General features: G+C 56.8%; 17 protein-coding genes and 4 tRNA genes. 3 read left to right on the plus strand and 18 right to left on the minus strand.

Annotated features, from left to right (window positions below; all coding sequences use genetic code 11):
• Nucleotides 1–104 precede the first annotated feature (104 nt).
• The 7 genes from TU76_RS04910 to rluD all read right to left on the minus strand — a co-directional run bounded on the left by TU76_RS04910 (nt 105) and on the right by rluD (nt 5208).
• A tRNA-Pro gene (locus tag TU76_RS04910) sits at nt 105–181 on the minus strand.
• Between the two features lie 93 nt (nt 182–274).
• A tRNA-Lys gene (locus tag TU76_RS04915) sits at nt 275–350 on the minus strand.
• Between the two features lie 5 nt (nt 351–355).
• A tRNA-Pro gene (locus TU76_RS04920) sits at nt 356–432 on the minus strand.
• A 9-nt stretch (nt 433–441) separates the two neighbouring features.
• Nucleotides 442–517: transfer RNA gene (locus tag TU76_RS04925), tRNA-Asn, on the minus strand.
• A gap of 308 nt (nt 518–825) precedes the next feature.
• On the minus strand, nt 826–3393 hold the full coding sequence (clpB, locus tag TU76_RS04930; protein ID WP_019823979.1) for an ATP-dependent chaperone ClpB: 2568 nt from the start codon (nt 3391–3393) through the stop codon (nt 826–828).
• Between the two features lie 124 nt (nt 3394–3517).
• Nucleotides 3518–4249, minus strand: a complete 732-nt coding sequence (pgeF, locus tag TU76_RS04935) for a peptidoglycan editing factor PgeF (RefSeq protein ID WP_048351185.1) — start codon at nt 4247–4249, stop codon at nt 3518–3520.
• Nucleotides 4246–5208: a 23S rRNA pseudouridine(1911/1915/1917) synthase RluD gene (gene rluD / locus TU76_RS04940; RefSeq protein WP_019823983.1), complete on the minus strand. Its 963-nt coding sequence runs from the start codon at nt 5206–5208 to the stop codon at nt 4246–4248. The genes pgeF and rluD overlap by 4 nt, the downstream gene beginning before the upstream one ends.
• 148 nt (nt 5209–5356) lie before the next feature.
• On the opposite strand from rluD, the gene TU76_RS04945 reads away from it, so the two are divergent.
• Together TU76_RS04945 and TU76_RS04950 are read left to right on the plus strand one after the other, a co-directional pair.
• On the plus strand, nt 5357–6370 hold the full coding sequence (locus TU76_RS04945; protein WP_019823985.1) for an outer membrane protein assembly factor BamD: 1014 nt from the start codon (nt 5357–5359) through the stop codon (nt 6368–6370).
• A gap of 118 nt (nt 6371–6488) precedes the next feature.
• Nucleotides 6489–6719 carry a PP0621 family protein gene (locus TU76_RS04950; RefSeq protein WP_019823987.1) on the plus strand — a complete coding sequence of 77 codons (231 nt, stop codon included), beginning with the start codon at nt 6489–6491 and terminating at the stop codon, nt 6717–6719.
• 101 nt (nt 6720–6820) lie between these two features.
• On the opposite strand, the gene thiO is transcribed toward TU76_RS04950, so the two are convergent.
• The 5 genes from thiO to pilV are packed head-to-tail and all read right to left on the minus strand — an operon-like array spanning nt 6821 to nt 10066.
• The gene (thiO, locus tag TU76_RS04955; RefSeq protein WP_048351186.1) at nt 6821–7921 is read right to left on the minus strand and encodes a glycine oxidase ThiO; all 1101 of its coding nucleotides are present in this window, start codon (nt 7919–7921) and stop codon (nt 6821–6823) included.
• 33 nt (nt 7922–7954) lie between these two features.
• Nucleotides 7955–8356 carry a type IV pilin protein gene (locus TU76_RS04960; RefSeq protein WP_019823991.1) on the minus strand — a complete coding sequence of 134 codons (402 nt, stop codon included), beginning with the start codon at nt 8354–8356 and terminating at the stop codon, nt 7955–7957.
• A gap of 9 nt (nt 8357–8365) precedes the next feature.
• On the minus strand, nt 8366–8908 hold the full coding sequence (locus tag TU76_RS04965) for a pilus assembly PilX family protein (RefSeq protein ID WP_048351187.1): 543 nt from the start codon (nt 8906–8908) through the stop codon (nt 8366–8368).
• Between the two features lie 7 nt (nt 8909–8915).
• The gene (locus TU76_RS04970; protein ID WP_019823995.1) at nt 8916–9611 is read right to left on the minus strand and encodes a PilW family protein; all 696 of its coding nucleotides are present in this window, start codon (nt 9609–9611) and stop codon (nt 8916–8918) included.
• Nucleotides 9608–10066 carry a type IV pilus modification protein PilV gene (gene pilV / locus TU76_RS04975; RefSeq protein WP_048351188.1) on the minus strand — a complete coding sequence of 153 codons (459 nt, stop codon included), beginning with the start codon at nt 10064–10066 and terminating at the stop codon, nt 9608–9610. The genes TU76_RS04970 and pilV overlap by 4 nt, the downstream gene beginning before the upstream one ends.
• Before the next feature lie 256 nt (nt 10067–10322).
• Between pilV and TU76_RS04980 the strand changes: the two genes are divergently transcribed.
• Entirely contained in the window at nt 10323–10829 is a 507-nt protein-coding gene (locus TU76_RS04980) for a GspH/FimT family protein (protein WP_046808601.1), read from the plus strand.
• Here the strand turns inward: TU76_RS04980 and ispH are convergent.
• From ispH to murJ, 6 genes are all read right to left on the minus strand, one after another.
• Nucleotides 10826–11773 carry a 4-hydroxy-3-methylbut-2-enyl diphosphate reductase gene (gene ispH / locus TU76_RS04985; protein ID WP_019824001.1) on the minus strand — a complete coding sequence of 316 codons (948 nt, stop codon included), beginning with the start codon at nt 11771–11773 and terminating at the stop codon, nt 10826–10828. The genes TU76_RS04980 and ispH overlap by 4 nt on opposite strands.
• Nucleotides 11774–11838: 65 nt before the next feature.
• Complete coding sequence (fkpB, locus tag TU76_RS04990) at nt 11839–12276, minus strand: FKBP-type peptidyl-prolyl cis-trans isomerase (RefSeq protein WP_046808591.1); 438 nt, start codon at nt 12274–12276, stop codon at nt 11839–11841.
• The gene (gene lspA / locus TU76_RS04995) at nt 12269–12787 is read right to left on the minus strand and encodes a signal peptidase II (protein ID WP_019824005.1); all 519 of its coding nucleotides are present in this window, start codon (nt 12785–12787) and stop codon (nt 12269–12271) included. Before lspA ends, fkpB begins: the two co-directional genes overlap by 8 nt.
• Nucleotides 12780–15611: an isoleucine--tRNA ligase gene (gene ileS / locus TU76_RS05000; RefSeq protein WP_048351189.1), complete on the minus strand. Its 2832-nt coding sequence runs from the start codon at nt 15609–15611 to the stop codon at nt 12780–12782. Before ileS ends, lspA begins: the two co-directional genes overlap by 8 nt.
• Nucleotides 15608–16558 carry a bifunctional riboflavin kinase/FAD synthetase gene (gene ribF, locus TU76_RS05005; RefSeq protein ID WP_046808593.1) on the minus strand — a complete coding sequence of 317 codons (951 nt, stop codon included), beginning with the start codon at nt 16556–16558 and terminating at the stop codon, nt 15608–15610. Before ribF ends, ileS begins: the two co-directional genes overlap by 4 nt.
• 118 nt (nt 16559–16676) lie before the next feature.
• Complete coding sequence (gene murJ / locus TU76_RS05010) at nt 16677–18215, minus strand: murein biosynthesis integral membrane protein MurJ (RefSeq protein ID WP_048351190.1); 1539 nt, start codon at nt 18213–18215, stop codon at nt 16677–16679.
• Between the last annotated feature and the right edge of the window lie 78 nt (nt 18216–18293).

Raw genomic sequence — 18293 nt, forward strand, 5'->3', positions numbered from 1 at the left:
CTGCAGGCATAAAAAAAGCGTCCCTAAGGACGCTTTTTTTATGGTCGCTGATGCGGTTGGCATCAGCACCTTATTTTCTACACCCATTACTGCTGGGCAGAAAATGGTCGGGGTAAGGGGATTCGAACTCCTGACATCCTGCTCCCAAAGCAGGCGCGCTACCGGACTGCGCTATACCCCGGTAAAAAAAAGGCACCTTCTAGAGGCGCCTTCTGCGATCAGTGCTTTTGGCCTCTGATCTTAAGATCTAACCCCAGTGAACTGGAGCCAAAAATGGTGGGTCGTGTGGGATTCGAACCTACGACCAATTGGTTAAAAGCCAACTGCTCTACCAACTGAGCTAACGACCCAAAAATGGTCGGGGTAAGGGGATTCGAACTCCTGACATCCTGCTCCCAAAGCAGGCGCGCTACCGGACTGCGCTATACCCCGGCTTGAAAATGGCTCCACGACCTGGACTCGAACCAGGGACCCAATGATTAACAGTCATTTGCTCTACCAACTGAGCTATCGCGGAACTACATATTTCAATCTACAACATTGTTGCTTTACTACTTTGCAACACTCTTTGAGTTCAGCGCATCTCTGCGTTGGCGTCTCTGAGGTCGGCTATTCTACAAGCTTTAAAACCCTTGTCAACCCTTATTTTTCGTTAGAAGACAATTACTTAGCTCTTCTAGCGGGCTTCCTGGTTTGGGCCAAGTTGCCGTTGCGGGTGACTTACTGCGGGGCGCACTTTACTCGCGTTTTCCTTGTAGATCAACACCCTAAATAAAAAAAAGGCCTCGCAATGCGAGGCCTCCCTTAAAGCACTACATCCAAGCCTTACAGGAAGACGATTTCGTCGTCCTTCACGCTGGCTGTCACGGTCGTGCCCGGCAAGAACTGACCCGAAAGAATCAGCTGTGCCAGCGGGTTTTCGATCCAGCGCTGGATTGCACGTTTCAGAGGGCGTGCGCCATACACAGGGTCGTAACCTACCGCGATCAGCTTATCCAGAGCCTCCTGGTTCAACTCAAGGCTCAGGTCGCGCTCAGCCAGACGACCACGCAGACGACCCAACTGGATGTCAGCGATGCCAGCAATCTGATCACGGGCCAGAGGCTCGAAGATCACCACTTCGTCGATCCGGTTTACAAACTCCGGACGGAAGTGAGTGCTTACCGCATCCATTACCGCAGCACGTTGTGCTTCACGATCGCCTACCAGCTCCTGGATCTGTGCAGAACCCAGGTTGGAGGTCATCACGATCACCGTGTTGCGGAAATCTACCGTGCGACCATGACTGTCAGTCAACCGACCGTCTTCAAGCACTTGCAGCAACACGTTAAACACGTCCGGATGAGCCTTCTCGACTTCGTCCAGCAGGATCACCGAGTAAGGCTTGCGCCGTACTGCTTCGGTCAGGTAACCACCTTCCTCGTACCCTACATAGCCTGGTGGCGCACCAATCAGTCGAGCCACGGAGTGTTTCTCCATAAACTCCGACATGTCGATCCGCACCATCGCCTCTTCTGTATCAAAGAGGAACTCCGCCAGCGCCTTGCACAACTCGGTTTTACCCACACCGGTAGGGCCCAGGAACATGAACGAGCCGCTTGGGCGATTCGGGTCACTCAGGCCTGCACGGGAACGGCGTACGGCGTTTGACACCGCCACAACGGCTTCGTCCTGACCAATCACGCGCTCATGCAGCAAGCTTTCCATCTTCATCAGCTTGTCGCGCTCGCCTTCGAGCATCTTCGAGACCGGGATACCCGTCCACTTCGATACCACTTCAGCGATTTCCTCTTCGGTCACTTTGCTGCGCAGCAACTGGTTTTCCGTTTTGCTGCTGTGCTCGTCGACCATCTGCAGACTGCGCTCCAGATCGGGAATGATCCCGTACTGCAATTCAGCCATGCGGTTGAGGTTGCCGCTACGGCGTGCCACTTCAAGTTCCTGACGCGCCTGCTCGATCTTCTGCTGGATCTGGGCAGAACCCTGCACTTCGGCTTTTTCCGAAGTCCAGATTTCTTCCAGGTCAGAGTACTCGCGCTCGTGACGCTGGATTTCTTCCTGCAATTTCTCGAGGCGTTTTTTAGCCGCCTCGTCCTCTTCTTTCTTCAGCGCCTGGGCTTCAACTTTGAGTTGAATCAAGCGACGTTCCAGACGGTCCAGTACCTCAGGCTTGGAGTCGATCTCCATGCGGATACGGCTGGCCGCCTCGTCCATCAGGTCAATGGCCTTGTCAGGCAACTGACGATCAGTGATGTAGCGATGGCTGAGCTTGACCGCGGCAATAATTGCACCGTCGGTGATCGCCACCTTGTGGTGAACCTCATAACGCTCCTTGAGGCCACGCAGGATCGCGATGGTGTCTTCTTCGGTCGGCTCGTCTACCAATACTTTCTGGAAGCGACGTTCAAGCGCTGCGTCCTTCTCAATGTATTGGCGGTACTCGTTGAGCGTAGTGGCACCTACACAGTGCAACTCGCCACGGGCCAGCGCAGGCTTGAGCATATTGCCGGCGTCCATTGCGCCTTCACCTTTACCGGCACCGACCATCACGTGCAGTTCGTCGATGAACAGGATGATCTGCCCTTCCTGCTTCGACAGTTCGTTCAACAGAGCTTTAAGACGCTCCTCGAACTCACCACGAAACTTGGCACCGGCAATCAACGCACCAATATCCAGCGACAGCAGGCGTTTGCCTTTGAGCCCGTCAGGCACTTCGCCGTTAATGATTCGCTGTGCCAGACCTTCGGCAATCGCAGTTTTACCCACGCCAGGCTCACCGATCAGCACCGGGTTGTTTTTGGTCCGGCGCTGCAGGACTTGAATAGTGCGACGAATTTCATCGTCACGACCAATCACCGGATCGAGCTTGCCCTCTTCAGCGCGCTTGGTCAGGTCGATGGTGTATTTGTCCAGCGCCTGCCGCGACTCTTCGACGTTGGGGTCATTGACCGCTTCGCCGCCACGCAAGTTGTTGATGGCGTTTTCCAGGGCTTTTTTGGTCACGCCCTGGCCCAGTAACAACTTGCCCAGTTTGCTGTTGTCGTCCATCGCGGCCAGCAACACCATTTCACTGGTGATGTACTGATCGCCTTTTTGTTGCGCCAGACGGTCTGCCTGGTTCAACAGACGCGCCAGATCCTGCGACATATTCACATCGCCAGTAGGATTCTGGATTTTTGGCAGTTGATCGAGCTCTTTAGTCAGCTCTTTACGCAGACTGTTTACATCAAAACCGACTTGCATCAGCAATGGCTTGATCGAACCACCCTGCTGATCCAGTAATGCCTGCATCAAGTGCGCTGGCTCAATGGCCGGATGATCAAGGCCAACGGCCAAAGACTGAGCATCGGACAACGCCAACTGCAACTTGCTGGTTAATCTATCTATACGCATTAGTCACCTTCCTTATGAGCAGGCCGGAGGGATGGAAACTCCTGAATGAAGAAACCTGCCAGATACCATAGTAGATGCGGGCGATTACGGGAGTTTCAAGCCATGCAGGAATGACGTAGATCAGCTAGACGGTCTTTTCGATCCAGACCAGTGAAGCGAAACGGCCAGTACGAGGACTGCGCCGATAGGAGAAAAAACGCGGATCAGTCACGGTGCAAAAACCGCCACCGTAAACAGCAGAGATGCCGACGCGGGCCAAACGCAAACGCGCCAACTCATAGATGTCAGCCATGTAGCGGCCATCATTGACGCTGGGCACAAAAGCCCCTGCCGCCTCAGGCATGTGCGCCATAAAAACTTCCCGAACCTCGGCACCTACCTCAAATGCCTTGGGGCCAATGGCAGGCCCCAGCCACACAAGAATTTCCTGTGGCTCAACATTGAGGCTATGCGCCGCGGCTTCAAGCACGCCAGCTGCCAACCCGCGCCAACCGGCATGGGCTGCAGCTACGCGAGTTCCGGCACGATCGCAAAACAGCACAGGCAGGCAGTCGGCCGTCATCGCCGTACAGGCGATACCGGGGGTTGCCGTCCAGCTCGCGTCGGCCTCGACAATCAGGTCGGGATTGGCAGGTACGACTACAACCCCGTGAACCTGGCTAAGCCAAGCGGGCTGTACGTCAAAAATATGGGTAAGGCGTTGGCGGTTATGTGCAACGTCGACAGGGTCGTCGCCCACATGATCGCCCAGATTGAAGCTGTCGAACGGCGCCAGGCTGACGCCGCCCGCACGAGTGGTCACACAGGCCCTGATGCCTGCCGGCGCAGGCCAGTCAGGAATCAGGAAGGTGTTCACCCGACGAATGCCTCACGGTCTTGCTTGAGCAACGTCAACAACCAGACAAAGTCGTCCGGCAGTGGCGATTCCCAGCTCATGCGCTTACCGGTCGTCGGATGATCCAGCTCCAGGAAACGAGCATGGAGCGCCTGACGCGGGAAGGTTTTCAGCGATTCAACCATCGTCACACTGGCAGACGGTGGAATCCGGAAGCGACCGCCGTAGGCAGGGTCTCCGACCAACGGAAAGTTGATATGAGACATATGCACACGAATCTGGTGCGTACGACCGGTTTCCAGCTTGACCCGCACATGGGTGTGGGAACGGAAACGCTCAAGCACGCGGTAATGACTCACCGCCTGCTTGCCGCCTTCCATTACCGCCATGCGCTGGCGCTGCTGGCCGTGACGACCGATGGGCGCGTCGATCTTGCCCCCGGCGGTAACGACACCAATAACAATGCACTCATAGATCCGGCTGACACTGCGGCTCTGCAACTGTGTAACCAGTTGCGTCTGCGCCTGAATGGTCTTGGCGACCACCATCAGGCCCGTGGTGTCTTTGTCCAGGCGATGCACGATCCCCGCACGCGGAACATTGATAATGTCCGGCACGTGATGCAGTAAGGCATTGAGCAAAGTACCACTGGCATGCCCTGCAGCCGGGTGCACCACCAGGCCCGCAGGCTTGTTGATGACCAGGATGTCATCGTCTTCGTAGACGATATCCAGGGGAATGTCTTCAGCGATCCACTCACCCTGTGCTTCCTGCTCTGCAGTCAGCTCCAGGATGCAACCGCCGTGCACGATGTCACGGGGGCGTATGACGGCTCCGTCCACAGTAAGGCGGCCGTCTTTGATCCAGGCGGAAAGGCGCGAGCGCGAGTGCTCAGCGAATAATTGTGCGGCGACTTGATCGAGGCGTTGGCCACCCAGTTCGGACGGCACCTCTTCGCGAAGTTGAATTTTCTCGGACATGCTCATCAGGACCGCGCCAAGCCTTTGGTTTCGGCTGCGCGCTTGTGGTTAAATACGGCGTCTTTTGCCCCGAGGCTTTTCACGGGGCGCTCATCATAACAGGACGGACCCGCCCAAGACAGCGGCCGTCATAGGGACGCAAGCCGCCATGCAAGTGAGACACCTGCTGCTGATCGCCATCCTCGCACTGACTGCCGCTTGCTCGTCGACTAAAGAAGTAGTTGACGAAAACCTTAGCGAAGTCGAGCTGTACCAGCAGGCACAGGCCGACCTGGACAACCACAGCTATACCAGTGCTACCGCCAAACTCAAGGCCTTGGAGTCACGCTACCCGTTCGGGCGCTATGCCGATCAGGCACAGCTTGAACTGATTTATGCCTACTACAAAAACTCTGAGCCCGAAGCTGCCAAGTCTGCAGCTGAACGGTTTATCCGCCTGCATCCACAGCATCCCAACGTTGATTATGCCTATTACCTTAAAGGCCTGACTTCGTTTGACCAGGACGTTGGCCTGCTCGCGCGCTTCCTTCCGCTGGACATGACCAAGCGCGATCCTGGCGCTGCACGTGACTCTTACAATGAGTTCGCCCAACTCACCAGCCGCTTCCCCGACAGCCGTTACGCACCAGACGCCAAGCAGCGCATGATTTACCTGCGCAACCTTCTGGCAGCGTATGAAATCCACGTAGCCGACTACTACCTGACTCGTCAGGCTTATGTAGCCTCAGCCAACCGTGGTCGCTACGTGGTCGAGAACTTCCAGGAAACCCCTTCGGTGGGTGACGGCCTGGCGGTGATGGTCGAGTCCTACCAGCGCATGCACCTTGATCAACTGGCCAACACCAGCCTTGAAGTGCTCAAGGACAACTACCCTGACCACCCAAGCCTGGTTGACGGCCAGTTTGTGCCGCAGACTTCCGAGTCGGACAGCCGCTCGTGGCTGAGCAAGGCCACACTGGGCCTGATCGAGTCCAGCACACCACTGCCACCGGGTGAAACCCGCGCCAACCTGGATATCCAGAAGCAATATCAGGATGCCAAGGATGCTATTCCGGCTGAACTGAAGCCAAAAGATGCTGACGGCGATGTAATACCGGAGCCTGAAGCGGAAGGTAAAAGCCGCTCATGGTTCAGCTACATGACGCTTGGCCTGTTCGACTGATTGTTCGGTGCCAAAAAAAAGAGCCCTCCGGGGCTCTTTTTTTATGTTTGATTTGGCGCTGTGCGCCTGCCAAGTCCTTGGCTAAACTGGTGCATCTTTTCTCGAATAGCGAATAACCATGTTTCGTTTACTGATCTGGGCTGCCTTGATCGCTGCAGGTGTGTGGCTCTGGCGCAAATACAAAGCCAATCTGGCCGAGACTAAAAAGCCGGTAGATCCAGGTGTCCTGCCGATGGTGCGCTGTGCCCACTGTGGTGTGCATCTGCCGCGTGATCGCGCACTGAGCCAGCAGCAGGAGTGGTATTGCACCCAGAACCATCTGGAGCAAGGGCCCAAAAAAAGCGGCTAACTTTGCAAAAAGCCACACTCCACAGGCGCCAGCCACTATTTGTATTAGGCTCTTCTGGGAGCGGGCTTGCCGCGGCTCAAGCGCCGCGGCGCATCAGATGTTTAGATCCGCCCCTCTGGCGCATAGGGCGCCGGACCGATGATCGGCTCACGCCCCAGCAGCAGATCTGCAAACAACTGACAGGACGCCGGAGCCAAAACCAAGCCATTGCGATAATGCCCGCAGTTAAGCCACAACCCGTCAAAGCCCGATACACGCCCAATATACGGAATACCTTCAGGCGATCCCGGGCGTAATCCCGCCCAATGTCCCACTACCTCTGCATCAGCCAGTGCAGGAATAAGCTCAACCGCCGAGGCTTTTAGGCTATCAAGGGCCGTCTGAGTCGGGGTTTTATCAAAGCCTTCATGCTCCAGCGTACTGCCGATCAATATATGACCGTCGCGACGCGGAATGGCATAACGCCCTTTAGCCAACACCATGCACGACAAAAAGTCGGGCGCACACTTGTATAAGATCATCTGACCCTTGACCGGTTCTACGGGCAATTCAAGCCCCAACTTACTCAACAGTTCACCGCTCCATGCGCCCGCCGACAACACCACCTCATCGCCACGAATCTCACCCTGAGCCGTGTTCACCCCCGCTATTTTGTCGCCTTCACGGACAAACCCCAGCACTTCGCATTGCTCGTGAATCGTGACATTGGGCATTGCCTTCAATGCAGCCTTGAGCGACTTCACCAGCCGTGGATTGCGCACATTAGCCACATCAGCCATGTAAATGGCACGAGAAAAACCGCCACCCAACACCGGCACAGCATCGTCAACCGCTGAAATATCCACTGCCGCAAGAGGGCGCCCCTCGCACTTGGCCCACTCCAGCGCCTGTGCTTCGTCCTCAAGATCCAGCCAATACAAACCGGTGGTATGTACTTGCGGATCGACTCCCGTGCAAGCAAATAAACGTTCGGCCAATTGCGGATAAAAATCTTGTGACCAGTGGGCCAGCGCCGTAACCGCACGGTTGTAGCGCCACGGATAAAGCGGAGAAACAATGCCTCCGCCCGCCCATGAAGATTCCTGCCCTACACCGCCACGCTCCAGCAGAACGACCTGCTCTACATCGGCAGCCAGATTAAACGCAGTCAGCAGGCCGATAACCCCACCCCCGACAATCACTACCCGTTGCTGCCTAGCCATCTATTGATCCAGCCCGTCATTCAAAATTAATCGTTAACGTCCCAAGCACTGCCGCAGAGTCACGTCAGGGGCTGCCTGGGTAATCCCTGCAAGACCGGTGTTGGCCAGCGTGAAGCTGCCACATTGGTCGCCTGCCATTGCCGAGCCCTCTTTAGGCGTCGCCGTTAGCAAGAAAGCGTGATCTGCGAGATCGAACGTAATGTCGTAGTGCTGATTCCCTGAACTGAATTCATGCCCGCCGCTGTAAACCGCATTTTTTGTATAAAAACGCTCAAGACGCTGGGCTTGCTCCGACAGCAGGACGAGGATTTGAGAGCGATACCCTCGCTTCACATAGTCGCCATACAACGGATACACGAATGCACCAAGGATACCGATGATCACCACGACGATCATCAGTTCGATCAGGGTAAAACCTGCTCCATGCCTACACATTGCGTACCCCTATTGCAGTTGTCGCCACATGACCCTTCGAAAACGCAGGGGCGTCATCCTTTCTGCACTTTCACTCGCCTCCTGATAAAGCGCATAAATGCTTTCCAGGACCGTGCGCGACTGCCCATGCAAACCAATGCCTGTCACGCGGTAAAAACGGGTGGTTGTCGATACTGGCAAGTGGGCTGGCGTAATGCTTGGCCCAAGACTCTGAACGCCATACAGCCCACCCACAACGCTGACCCATCGCACCCCTGATATGAGGTCTGTCACGGGCCGCGCCTGGGTACGTGCCTCGACGGGCGGGTTACAACTCGCAGGCGAAGAGCAGGCCAAAACTGTGCCCCACTCATTTTGAAGCCAGGACTCACCACTGCGTAGCGCCGCCTCCGCAGCCTGAAATGACTGATTGGCGTGCTGGATGCCTGCGGCCAGTTTTTCTTGCCGTGTTGCGCTGACCATTGAGCTGAGGCCTGACAGGCTGAGCAGCAACATGAATACCAGGCTGGCCAATAGCGCCATGCCACGTTGAGCGTTCAAGGAAGTAGACATACAGGCCCTAAACCAGTCGATTACGCAAAGCGACAACCAGGTGATAGACCTGATCCCTGACGCGCCCCTCAGGGTCTCGCAGAGTCAGTCCTATGCGCACGCTGCGGATACTGGAAGCATTGGCCGGACGGTCTTCATAACGCACAATTGACTGCGTACTCGACGAGCCGGCTACGCCAAAACTCACATCAAACGCGGCCACATTATCGAGCAACACGGCGTTGCCGGGCCCGCTCCTCAACTGGCCGTTCTCAAAACGGTAAAACAACTCACGCAGACGGAAACTTGTTTCGCCCGGAGCCAACGGTAATTGCATCCCGGGATAGGCCCTGGCGGTGGTTGTACAGTCAGAGACTACCGTCCAGTCCGGCTTGGCCGCCTGAAACCCAAGGTCTGCACTGATCATGTGCAGGGACTTCGACCCCGAGCCCCCTTGCCAGGAAACAGGCGTCTGGAACACCGGGGGCGCATCAATAATGCGATCAATCGACAGGCAGCCAAACATGCCAACCATACGAATCTCCTGAGCCATTTTACTCAGCACGTACCGTGCGTCCTCTTGCAGAAGAGCCGATGAGCGCTGACTCAAGTAAGTCTCGCGAGAGCTTAAAAAAACCTGTGTGAGCCCCAGCACCACCATCAGCCCCAACGCGAGAGCCACCATCAGTTCAATCAGGCCAAAGCCTGAACTTGGACGACTCATGAGGCTTTTGCCGCCGCTTCGGCAACCAGATTGCTGCTCAGGGAAAATACGCCCAAGGCACTTGGCTTTCCGACCGCTCGAACGTCATCCCATTGCAGCGTGATACTCACCTGCCCACCGTTGAGCGCAATGGCGGCCCTGGCAGAATCCCCGGCAAATTGGTGAATGCTGCGCTTGAACTCATTCAGGTCCTGGTTGATAACGTCTGTAGCGGCGGGCCTGATCTGGCCCAGCCCCGAGATCCTGTAGTCACCGGTTGAGTTGGCGCGCATCCGATCCAGCATGCTGTAACCAATAAAGCTGGCCTGAGTGCTCTTCAACGCACTGGCGGTGTACTTCAAGGCATTGAGCTGCACCGCGCCAGCCCCAAAAAGAGTGATGACCAAAATCAACAGCGCGATGAGCACTTCGATCAGAGTCATCCCGGCTTGCCGGCCTTTACAGATTCGAACCATCTGCGTCGTCCATCCCTGAGATGTCGGCGACACGTCCTGTGTCGCCCTGCAAAAAGCCTAGCGTCGCTCACAGCTCTCACCGGTAGGACATTGCCAAGCAAGGCAACCCGATTATTCGCCTGATCTCGTGAGCCGTACTCCCGTAAAAACCCACAAACATGATGAAACCTTTACCTGGCTGCTGCAGCGTTCGGATCGGCTATACCGAGAAAACACATCAGTGACGTCAAAGGAGGACACCGTGTATCAACGTGGCATGAGCCTGATTCAGTTACTGCTGGCTCTGATCATCATGGCTATCACAGTCCGATTTGCCAGCCCGGCCTACAGCGAGCTAACTGAGCATCATCGACGCTTGGTCACTGCGCAGGAATTGGCCAGCAGCCTGCGCAACGCTCGCACTGAGGCACTGCTACGTCATCAATACGTGGTGGTTTATGCGCGGGATGAGGACTGGAGCACAGGCTGGAAGACCATTCTGGACTTGAGTGGAGAAGGACATCTCGACAAGAACAACCCGATCCTGATCGAGACTCAGAACAGTGAACGCATACCGATTGCGGGTAATACTCCCGTTAAACACTATGTGCGATTCAATCCCCTGGGCGAGCCACTGCTAAGCCGAGGCGCCTTTCAGGCGGGAACGCTACATATTTGTCAGGCAAAGACTGCGCAGAGCCACCATCAAGTGGTGCTGGCAAAAAGCGGTCGCATCAGCCTGCGCAGCGATCAGGCTGCACAGGCGTTATGTGCGCCAGCTTAGGTTATGGCGCGAACACGCAGTTCTTTGGGCATGGAGAACGTGACGTTCTCTTCGCGGCCCGCCAGCTCGTCGGCACCAGTTGCACCCCAGGCATGCAGCTGTTGAATCACGCCACGGACCAGCACTTCAGGGGCTGAAGCGCCCGCCGTGATACCAATGCTCTGCACGCCGTCGAACCAGCTTTTTTGCAGGTCTTCGGCGCCATCGATCAGATAGGCCGGGGTCTGCATACGCTCCGCCAGTTCGCGCAGGCGGTTGGAGTTGGAGCTGTTAGGACTGCCCACCACCAACACTACATCGCACTCATCGGCCAGTTGCTTGACCGCGTCCTGACGGTTTTGCGTTGCGTAGCAGATGTCGTCCTTGCGAGGCCCGCCTATAGCCGGGAAGCGCGCGCGCAGGGCGTCGATCACACGACTGGTGTCGTCCATCGACAAGGTGGTCTGGGTCACAAACGCCAGCTTTTCCGGGTTCCTGACCTGCAGATTGGCGACGTCTTTTTCGTCTTCGACCAGATAGATCGCGCCGCCATTAATGGCATCGTACTGACCCATCGTGCCTTCGACTTCCGGATGACCGGCATGGCCGATCAGGATGCATTCACGACCGTCACGGCTATAGCGCGCGACCTCGATATGCACTTTGGTCACCAGCGGGCAGGTGGCGTCAAACACTTTAAGACCACGGCCCGCAGCCTCTGCACGCACGGCCTGGGAAACCCCGTGGGCACTGAAGATCACAATGACGTTGTCCGGCACCTGGTCCAGCTCTTCGACGAAAATCGCGCCACGGGAGCGCAGATCTTCGACGACAAATTTGTTGTGCACCACTTCGTGGCGAACATAGATAGGCGGACCGAATACTTCAAGAGCGCGATTGACGATTTCAATCGCACGGTCCACCCCAGCGCAGAAGCCACGGGGGTTGGCGAGTTTAATATGCATGCTAGGCCTCGTGGGACGCGCAGAAAAATAATGCCAATCAGGCCCGGCCGCAGCCGGGCACAGATTTACAGCGCTTTAACGTCTTTGATTTCAACATCGAAGGTCAGGGTCTTGCCTGCCAGCGGGTGATTGAAATCGATGGTTACTTGCTCATCATCAAAGGCTTTGACCACACCCGGAAGCTCGGTGTTGGCCGCGTCGTTGAAAATCACCAGCAAGCCTTCCGACAACTCCATGTCCTTGAACTGCGAACGCGGGATAACCTGCACATTTTGCGGGTTAGGCTGGCCGAAAGCGTTTTCCGGAAGGATTTCCAGCGTGCGCTTGTCACCAGCCTTGAAACCGAACAACGCCGCTTCAAAACCTGGGAGCAGGCTGCCATCACCGACCTTGAAAGTGGCCGGGGACTTGTCGAAGGTGCTGTCGACGGTGTCGCCCGTTTCCAGGCGCAACGCGAAGTGCAGAGTGACCTGCGTGTTCTGACCAATACGTTGTTCAGTCATGAGCGGGTTCTCCGGACTTTTTACTTTTGAACATATCCAGTGCCAGCATCACAGCACCTACGCAAATTGCACTGTCGGCGAAGTTGAACGCAGGGAAGTACCAGCGATTTTGCCAATGCACCAGAATGAAATCGACCACATGACCATAGGCAATACGGTCATACAGATTACCCAACGCGCCACCCAAAATCAGGGCAAGGGCGATGGCCAACCAGGTGTCATTGCGCCCCAGACGCTTGAGCCAGACGACCAACACGGCACTGACCACCACTGCAATCAGCGCAAACAGCCATCGCTGCCAGCCGGCGCTGTCAGCCAGAAAGCTGAAGGCCGCGCCGGTGTTGTAAGCCAGGGTCCAACTGAAGAGATCAGGGATCACCACAATCTGCTGGTACATCTGCAGCGAGTTGTCGAAGTAGACCTTGCTGGTCAGGTCAATGACCAGAACCAGCACGGTCAACCAGAGCCAGCCCAGGCGCCCGAAGCGCCCGGCAGTACTGGTATTAGGCATAGTGACGTACCTCACCGGTGCCGCTGATGTTGTCGACACAACGACCGCAGATTTCCGGATGTTCCGGATTCACGCCGACGTCTTCACGGCAGTGCCAGCAACGAGCGCACTTGGCGTGGGCCGACTTGACCACTTTAAGCTTGAGACCGGCGACTTCGGTTACCACGGCATCCACAGGTGCAAGCGAGAACGGTGCAACGCTGGCAGTGGAGGTGATCAGCACGAAGCGCAGTTCGTTGCTCAGCTTGGACAGGTCAGCTGCCAGCTCATCTTCGGCGAACAAGGTGACTTCAGCCTGCAAGTTGCCGCCAATAGCCTTGGCTGCGCGCAGGTTTTCCATTTCCTTGTTGACCGCAACCTTGACCGCCATGATCCGTTCCCAGTAGGCGCGATCCATCTCGGTGCCTTCAGGCATTTCAGTCAGGCCTTTGTACCAGGTGTTGAGCATCACCGATTCGTTGCGCTCGCCCGGCAGGTATTGCCACAGCTCGTCTGCGGTGAACGACAGGATCGGCGCGATCCAGCGCACCAGCGCCTCGGAGATGTGGAACAGTGCGGTCTGGCAGGAACGACGGGCCTTGCTGTCGGCACCCGTGGTGTATTGACGATCCTTGATGATATCAAGGTAGAAACCGCCCAGCTCCTGAACACAGAAGTTGTGCACTTTGGAGTACACGTTCCAGAAGCGGTATTCGCCGTAATGCAGTTCAAGCTCGCGCTGCAGCAACAGAGCACGATCAACGGCCCAACGGTCCAGTGCCAGCATTTCTTCGGCGGGCAGGATGTCGGTGGCCGGGTTGAAGCCCGTCAGGTTCGACAGCAGGAAGCGGGCGGTGTTGCGGATACGGCGGTAGGCGTCCGCACTGCGTTGCAAGATTTGGTCGGATACCGCGATTTCGCCCGAGTAGTCCGTCGAGGCAACCCACAGACGCATGATGTCGGCGCCCAGGGTGTCGTTGACCTTTTGCGGTGCAATCACGTTGCCCAGGGACTTGGACATCTTGCGACCCGCTTCGTCCACGGTGAAGCCGTGGGTCAGCAGCTCGCGGTACGGGGCGTGGTTGTCTATGGCGCAACCGGTCAGCAACGAGGAATGGAACCAGCCACGGTGCTGGTCGGAACCTTCCAGGTACAAATCTGCACGCGGGCCGGTTTCGTGACCCATAGGGTGCGAACCGCGCAGAACGTGCCAATGCGTAGTGCCCGAGTCGAACCACACGTCCAGCGTGTCGGTGATTTTGTCGTACAGCGGCGCTTCGTCGCCCAGCAACTCGGCAGCGTCCATCTTGAACCAGGCTTCGATGCCTTCAACTTCAACGCGCTTGGCCACTTCTTCCATCATTTCGACGGTACGTGGGTGCAGCTCACCGCTTTCCTTGTTCAGGAAGAACGGGATCGGCACGCCCCAGTTGCGCTGACGCGAGATGCACCAGTCAGGACGGTTGGCGATCATCGAGTGCAGGCGAGCCTGACCCCATGCCGGAACGAACTGAGTGTCTTCGATGGCCTTGATCGCACGGGTACGCAAGGTGTCGCCGGTGGTCGGCTGCTTGTCCATACCGATAAACCACTGCGCAGTTGCGCGGTAGATCAGCGGAGTCTTGTGGCGCCAGCAGTGCATGTAGCTGTGGCTGATGGTCTCTGTGAACATCAACGCACCGGCTTCGATCAGCTTGTCGATGATGTTCTGGTTGGCCTTCCAGATGAACTGGCCACCGAAGAACTCCAGCGATGGCACATACACGCCGTTGCTTTGCACCGGGTTGATGATGTCATCGTTGACCATGCCATAGGCTTTGCAGGTCACGAAGTCGTCCACGCCGTATGCCGGGGCGGAGTGAACCACGCCGGTGCCAGCACCCAGCTCAACGTACTCGGCCAGGTAAACTGGCGACAGACGGTCGTAGAACGGGTGACGGAAATTGATCAGTTCCAGGGCTGCACCGGTGGTGGTCGCGATGACCGAACCTTGCAGGTTGTAACGAACCAGGCATGACTCGACCAGCTCTTCAGCCAGCACCAGCAGCTTGTCACCCACATCGACCAGCGCGTAGGTGAATTCCGGGTGCACGTTGAGCGCCTGGTTGGCCGGGATGGTCCACGGGGTGGTGGTCCAGATCACGATCGATGTCGGCTTGCTCAGGGCTGACAGGCCAAAGGCCTCGGCCAGCTTGGCTTCGTCGGCAACCGGGAACGCAACATCGATGGCCGCCGATTTTTTGTCCTGGTACTCGACTTCCGCTTCAGCCAGGGCCGAACCGCAATCGAAACACCAGTTCACAGGCTTGAGGCCTTTAAACACGAAACCGCCCTTGACGATTTCGGCCAAAGCACGGATTTCACCGGCTTCGTTTTTGAAGTCCATGGTTTTGTAAGGGTTGGCGAAGTCACCCAGAACACCCAAACGGATGAACTCGGCCTTCTGACCCTCGATCTGCTCGGTGGCGTAGGCACGGCACAGCTCGCGGGTTTTATCCGCAGGCAGGTTTTTACCGTGAGTCACTTCAACCTTGTGCTCAATCGGCAAACCGTGGCAGTCCCAGCCCGGCACGTACGGCGCGTCAAAACCCGACAGGGTCTTGGAGCGGATGATCATGTCTTTCAGAATCTTGTTCAGCGCATGACCGATGTGGATCGTGCCGTTGGCGTATGGAGGACCGTCATGAAGTACGAACTTCGGACGATCCTTGCCAATCTCGCGCAACTTCCCGTACAGGCCAATGCTGTCCCAGCGCTGCAAAATTTGCGGTTCGCGCTGTGGCAGGCCGGCCTTCATTGGGAAGGCGGTGTCCGGGAGGTTTAGCGTGGCTTTGTAGTCGGTCATTTCAGGCTCTTTTTAAGCGGTTGACCCAGCCAATAGGCTCGGGCGGCGGCGACGTCCGCATTGATCGCCGTCTTGAGCGCCTCCAGGGAGGCGAAACGCTGCTCATCACGCAGCTTGTGGTGGAATGCCACGGTCAATCGCCGGCCATACACATCACCGGCGAAATCCAATAGATGTACTTCAAGATGGGCGCTGCCATCTCCTGCTACGGTTGGCCTGACGCCAATATTGGCGACGCCGGGCCAGGTTTTACCATCGATTTCAATGCTGACCAGATACACCCCGGTCAACGGAACACGACGACGCTTGAGCTGGATATTGGCGGTTGGAGTGCCCAACTGCCGCGCCAGTTTCTGCCCGTGCAATACCCTGCCAGTAATTTGGAAAGGGCGCCCCAACAAACGTTCTGCGAGGGAGAAATCTGCATCAGCCAAGGCATCACGCACCTTGGTGCTGCTGATTCTTACACCTTCAAGTTCGACAGTTTGCGCCGCCTCGACGGTAAAGCCCTGCATCTGGCCTGCCTGCTGCAAAAAGTCGAAGTCGCCCACGCGGTCGCAGCCAAAACGGAAGTCGTCACCGACCTCCAGATGCTGCACACCCAGGCCATCAACCAGAATGGTATCGACGAACTCGGCCGCACTGAGCTTGCACAGGCGTTGGTTGAACGCCAGGCACAGCACCCGATCAACCCCGGCGTCGGCCAACAGTTGCAGCTTGTCGCGCAACCGGGCCAGACGGGCCGGAGCCGTATCCGGGTTGAAGAACTCGCGCGGCTGCGGCTCAAAAATCACCACGCAGCTGGGCACGCCCAACTCCAGCGCACGTTCACGCAGCCGGCCCAGGATAGCCTGGTGACCACGGTGTACACCGTCAAAGTTGCCAATAGTGGCGACGCAGCCCCGATGCTGGGGCCGCAGATTGTGAAGGCCTAGAACCAGCTGCATAACGCGCTTCTTGCTCATAAAGTGGTCGATTATAACCACACCCGGCCCGGTACGACAGGCAACAGCACAAGGCAAATCAGGTCAATTCGACAAAATAGACGTCTGACCTGCAATTACCCTACATAAGAGACTTGCGTGCGAAATCCTTCAAACGCAGGCCCAGCAGCAGCAGCGTGCCGAAATAAGCCAGCACACCCGCAATGACCAGACCGCCCAGACGGATAAACCGCTCCAGCATATTGCCGTGATCCCAGGCAGGCATCAGCTGCATCAAACCCAGCAGTACCGCAGACATCACGAGCACTGCCAACACCAGCTTGAACAGGTACTTAGTCCAGCCCGGCTGCGCGACAAACAGCTTTTGCCGACGCATCTGCCAGAACAGCAAGCCGGCATTGATACAGGCACCCACGCTAATGGCCAACGCCAAACCGGCGTGCTGCAACGGCCCAATAAATACCAGGTTGAGCAACTGAGTCACCACCAGGGTAAAAATCGCGATTTTCACCGGCGTACGAATGTTTTGTTGCGCATAAAAGCCCGGCGCCAGGACCTTGATCATGATAATCCCGAGCAACCCAAGCGAATACGCGATCAATGCACGCTGGGTCATGGCCGCATCAAAGGCGGTGAACTGACCGTACTGGAACAGCGAAACGGTGAGCGGCTCGGACAAAATGGCCAACGCCAACGAGCACGGCAGCACCAATACAAAGCACAGTCTCAAGCCCCAATCGAGTATCCGCGAATATTCCTGACGATCTTTGTTGGCGTAGGTTTTGGACAGGGTCGGCAACAGGATCGTCCCGAGCGCCACGCCCAGCACACCTGATGGCAATTCCATCAAGCGGTCTGCGTAGTACATCCAGGACACGGAGCCTGCGACAAGAAATGAAGCAAAGATCGTATTGATGATCAGCGAAATCTGACTGACCGAGACACCGATAATGGCTGGCACCATGTGCTTCATCACCCGCCAGACCCCGCTGTCACGCAGATTGAGGCGCGGCAGCACCAGCATGCCGATTTTCTTCAGATGAGGCAGCTGGAACAGCAACTGGGCCAGACCGCCGACCAGCACCGCCCAACCCAGCGCCATGATCGGCGGATCGAAATACGGCGTCAGGAACAGCGCAAAAATGATCATGCTGACATTGAGTAGGGTCGGCACAAAGGCCGGCACTGCAAAACGGTTCCAGGTATTGAGGATTGCCCCCGCCAGCGATGACAGCGAGATCAGCAATATATAAGGGAACGTGACCCGGAGCATGTCACTGGTCAGCTCGAATTTTTCCGGGGTCGTGGCAAAGCCCGGGGCGGTCGCCCAGATGACCCATGGAGCTGCCACCATGCCCAGTACGGTCACAATGGCCAGTGCCAGGGTTAAAAGCCCGGCGACATACGCGACAAATGTACGGGCCGCCTCATCGCCCTGCTGGCTTTTGTATCCCGCCAGAATCGGCACAAACGCCTGGGAAAAAGCACCCTCGGCGAAAATCCTGCGCAGCAGATTTGGCAGTTTGAAAGCAATAAAGAACGCATCCGTGGCCATGCCAGCACCAAAGGCGCGCGCAATAATGGTGTCGCGAATGAAGCCCAGAACCCTGGAAATCATGGTGATTGAGCTGACGGCAGCCAACGACTTGAGCAGGTTCATTGAAAGAGTTTTTGCCTATAGAGAAAGAGCAGGCGAACAAAGCGCCCACTTATGCGATACTGCGCGCCGCAACAGCAC

This window comes from Pseudomonas psychrophila, assembly GCF_001043005.1.
In the GTDB taxonomy this organism is placed as follows: Bacteria; Pseudomonadota; Gammaproteobacteria; order Pseudomonadales; family Pseudomonadaceae; genus Aquipseudomonas; species Aquipseudomonas psychrophila.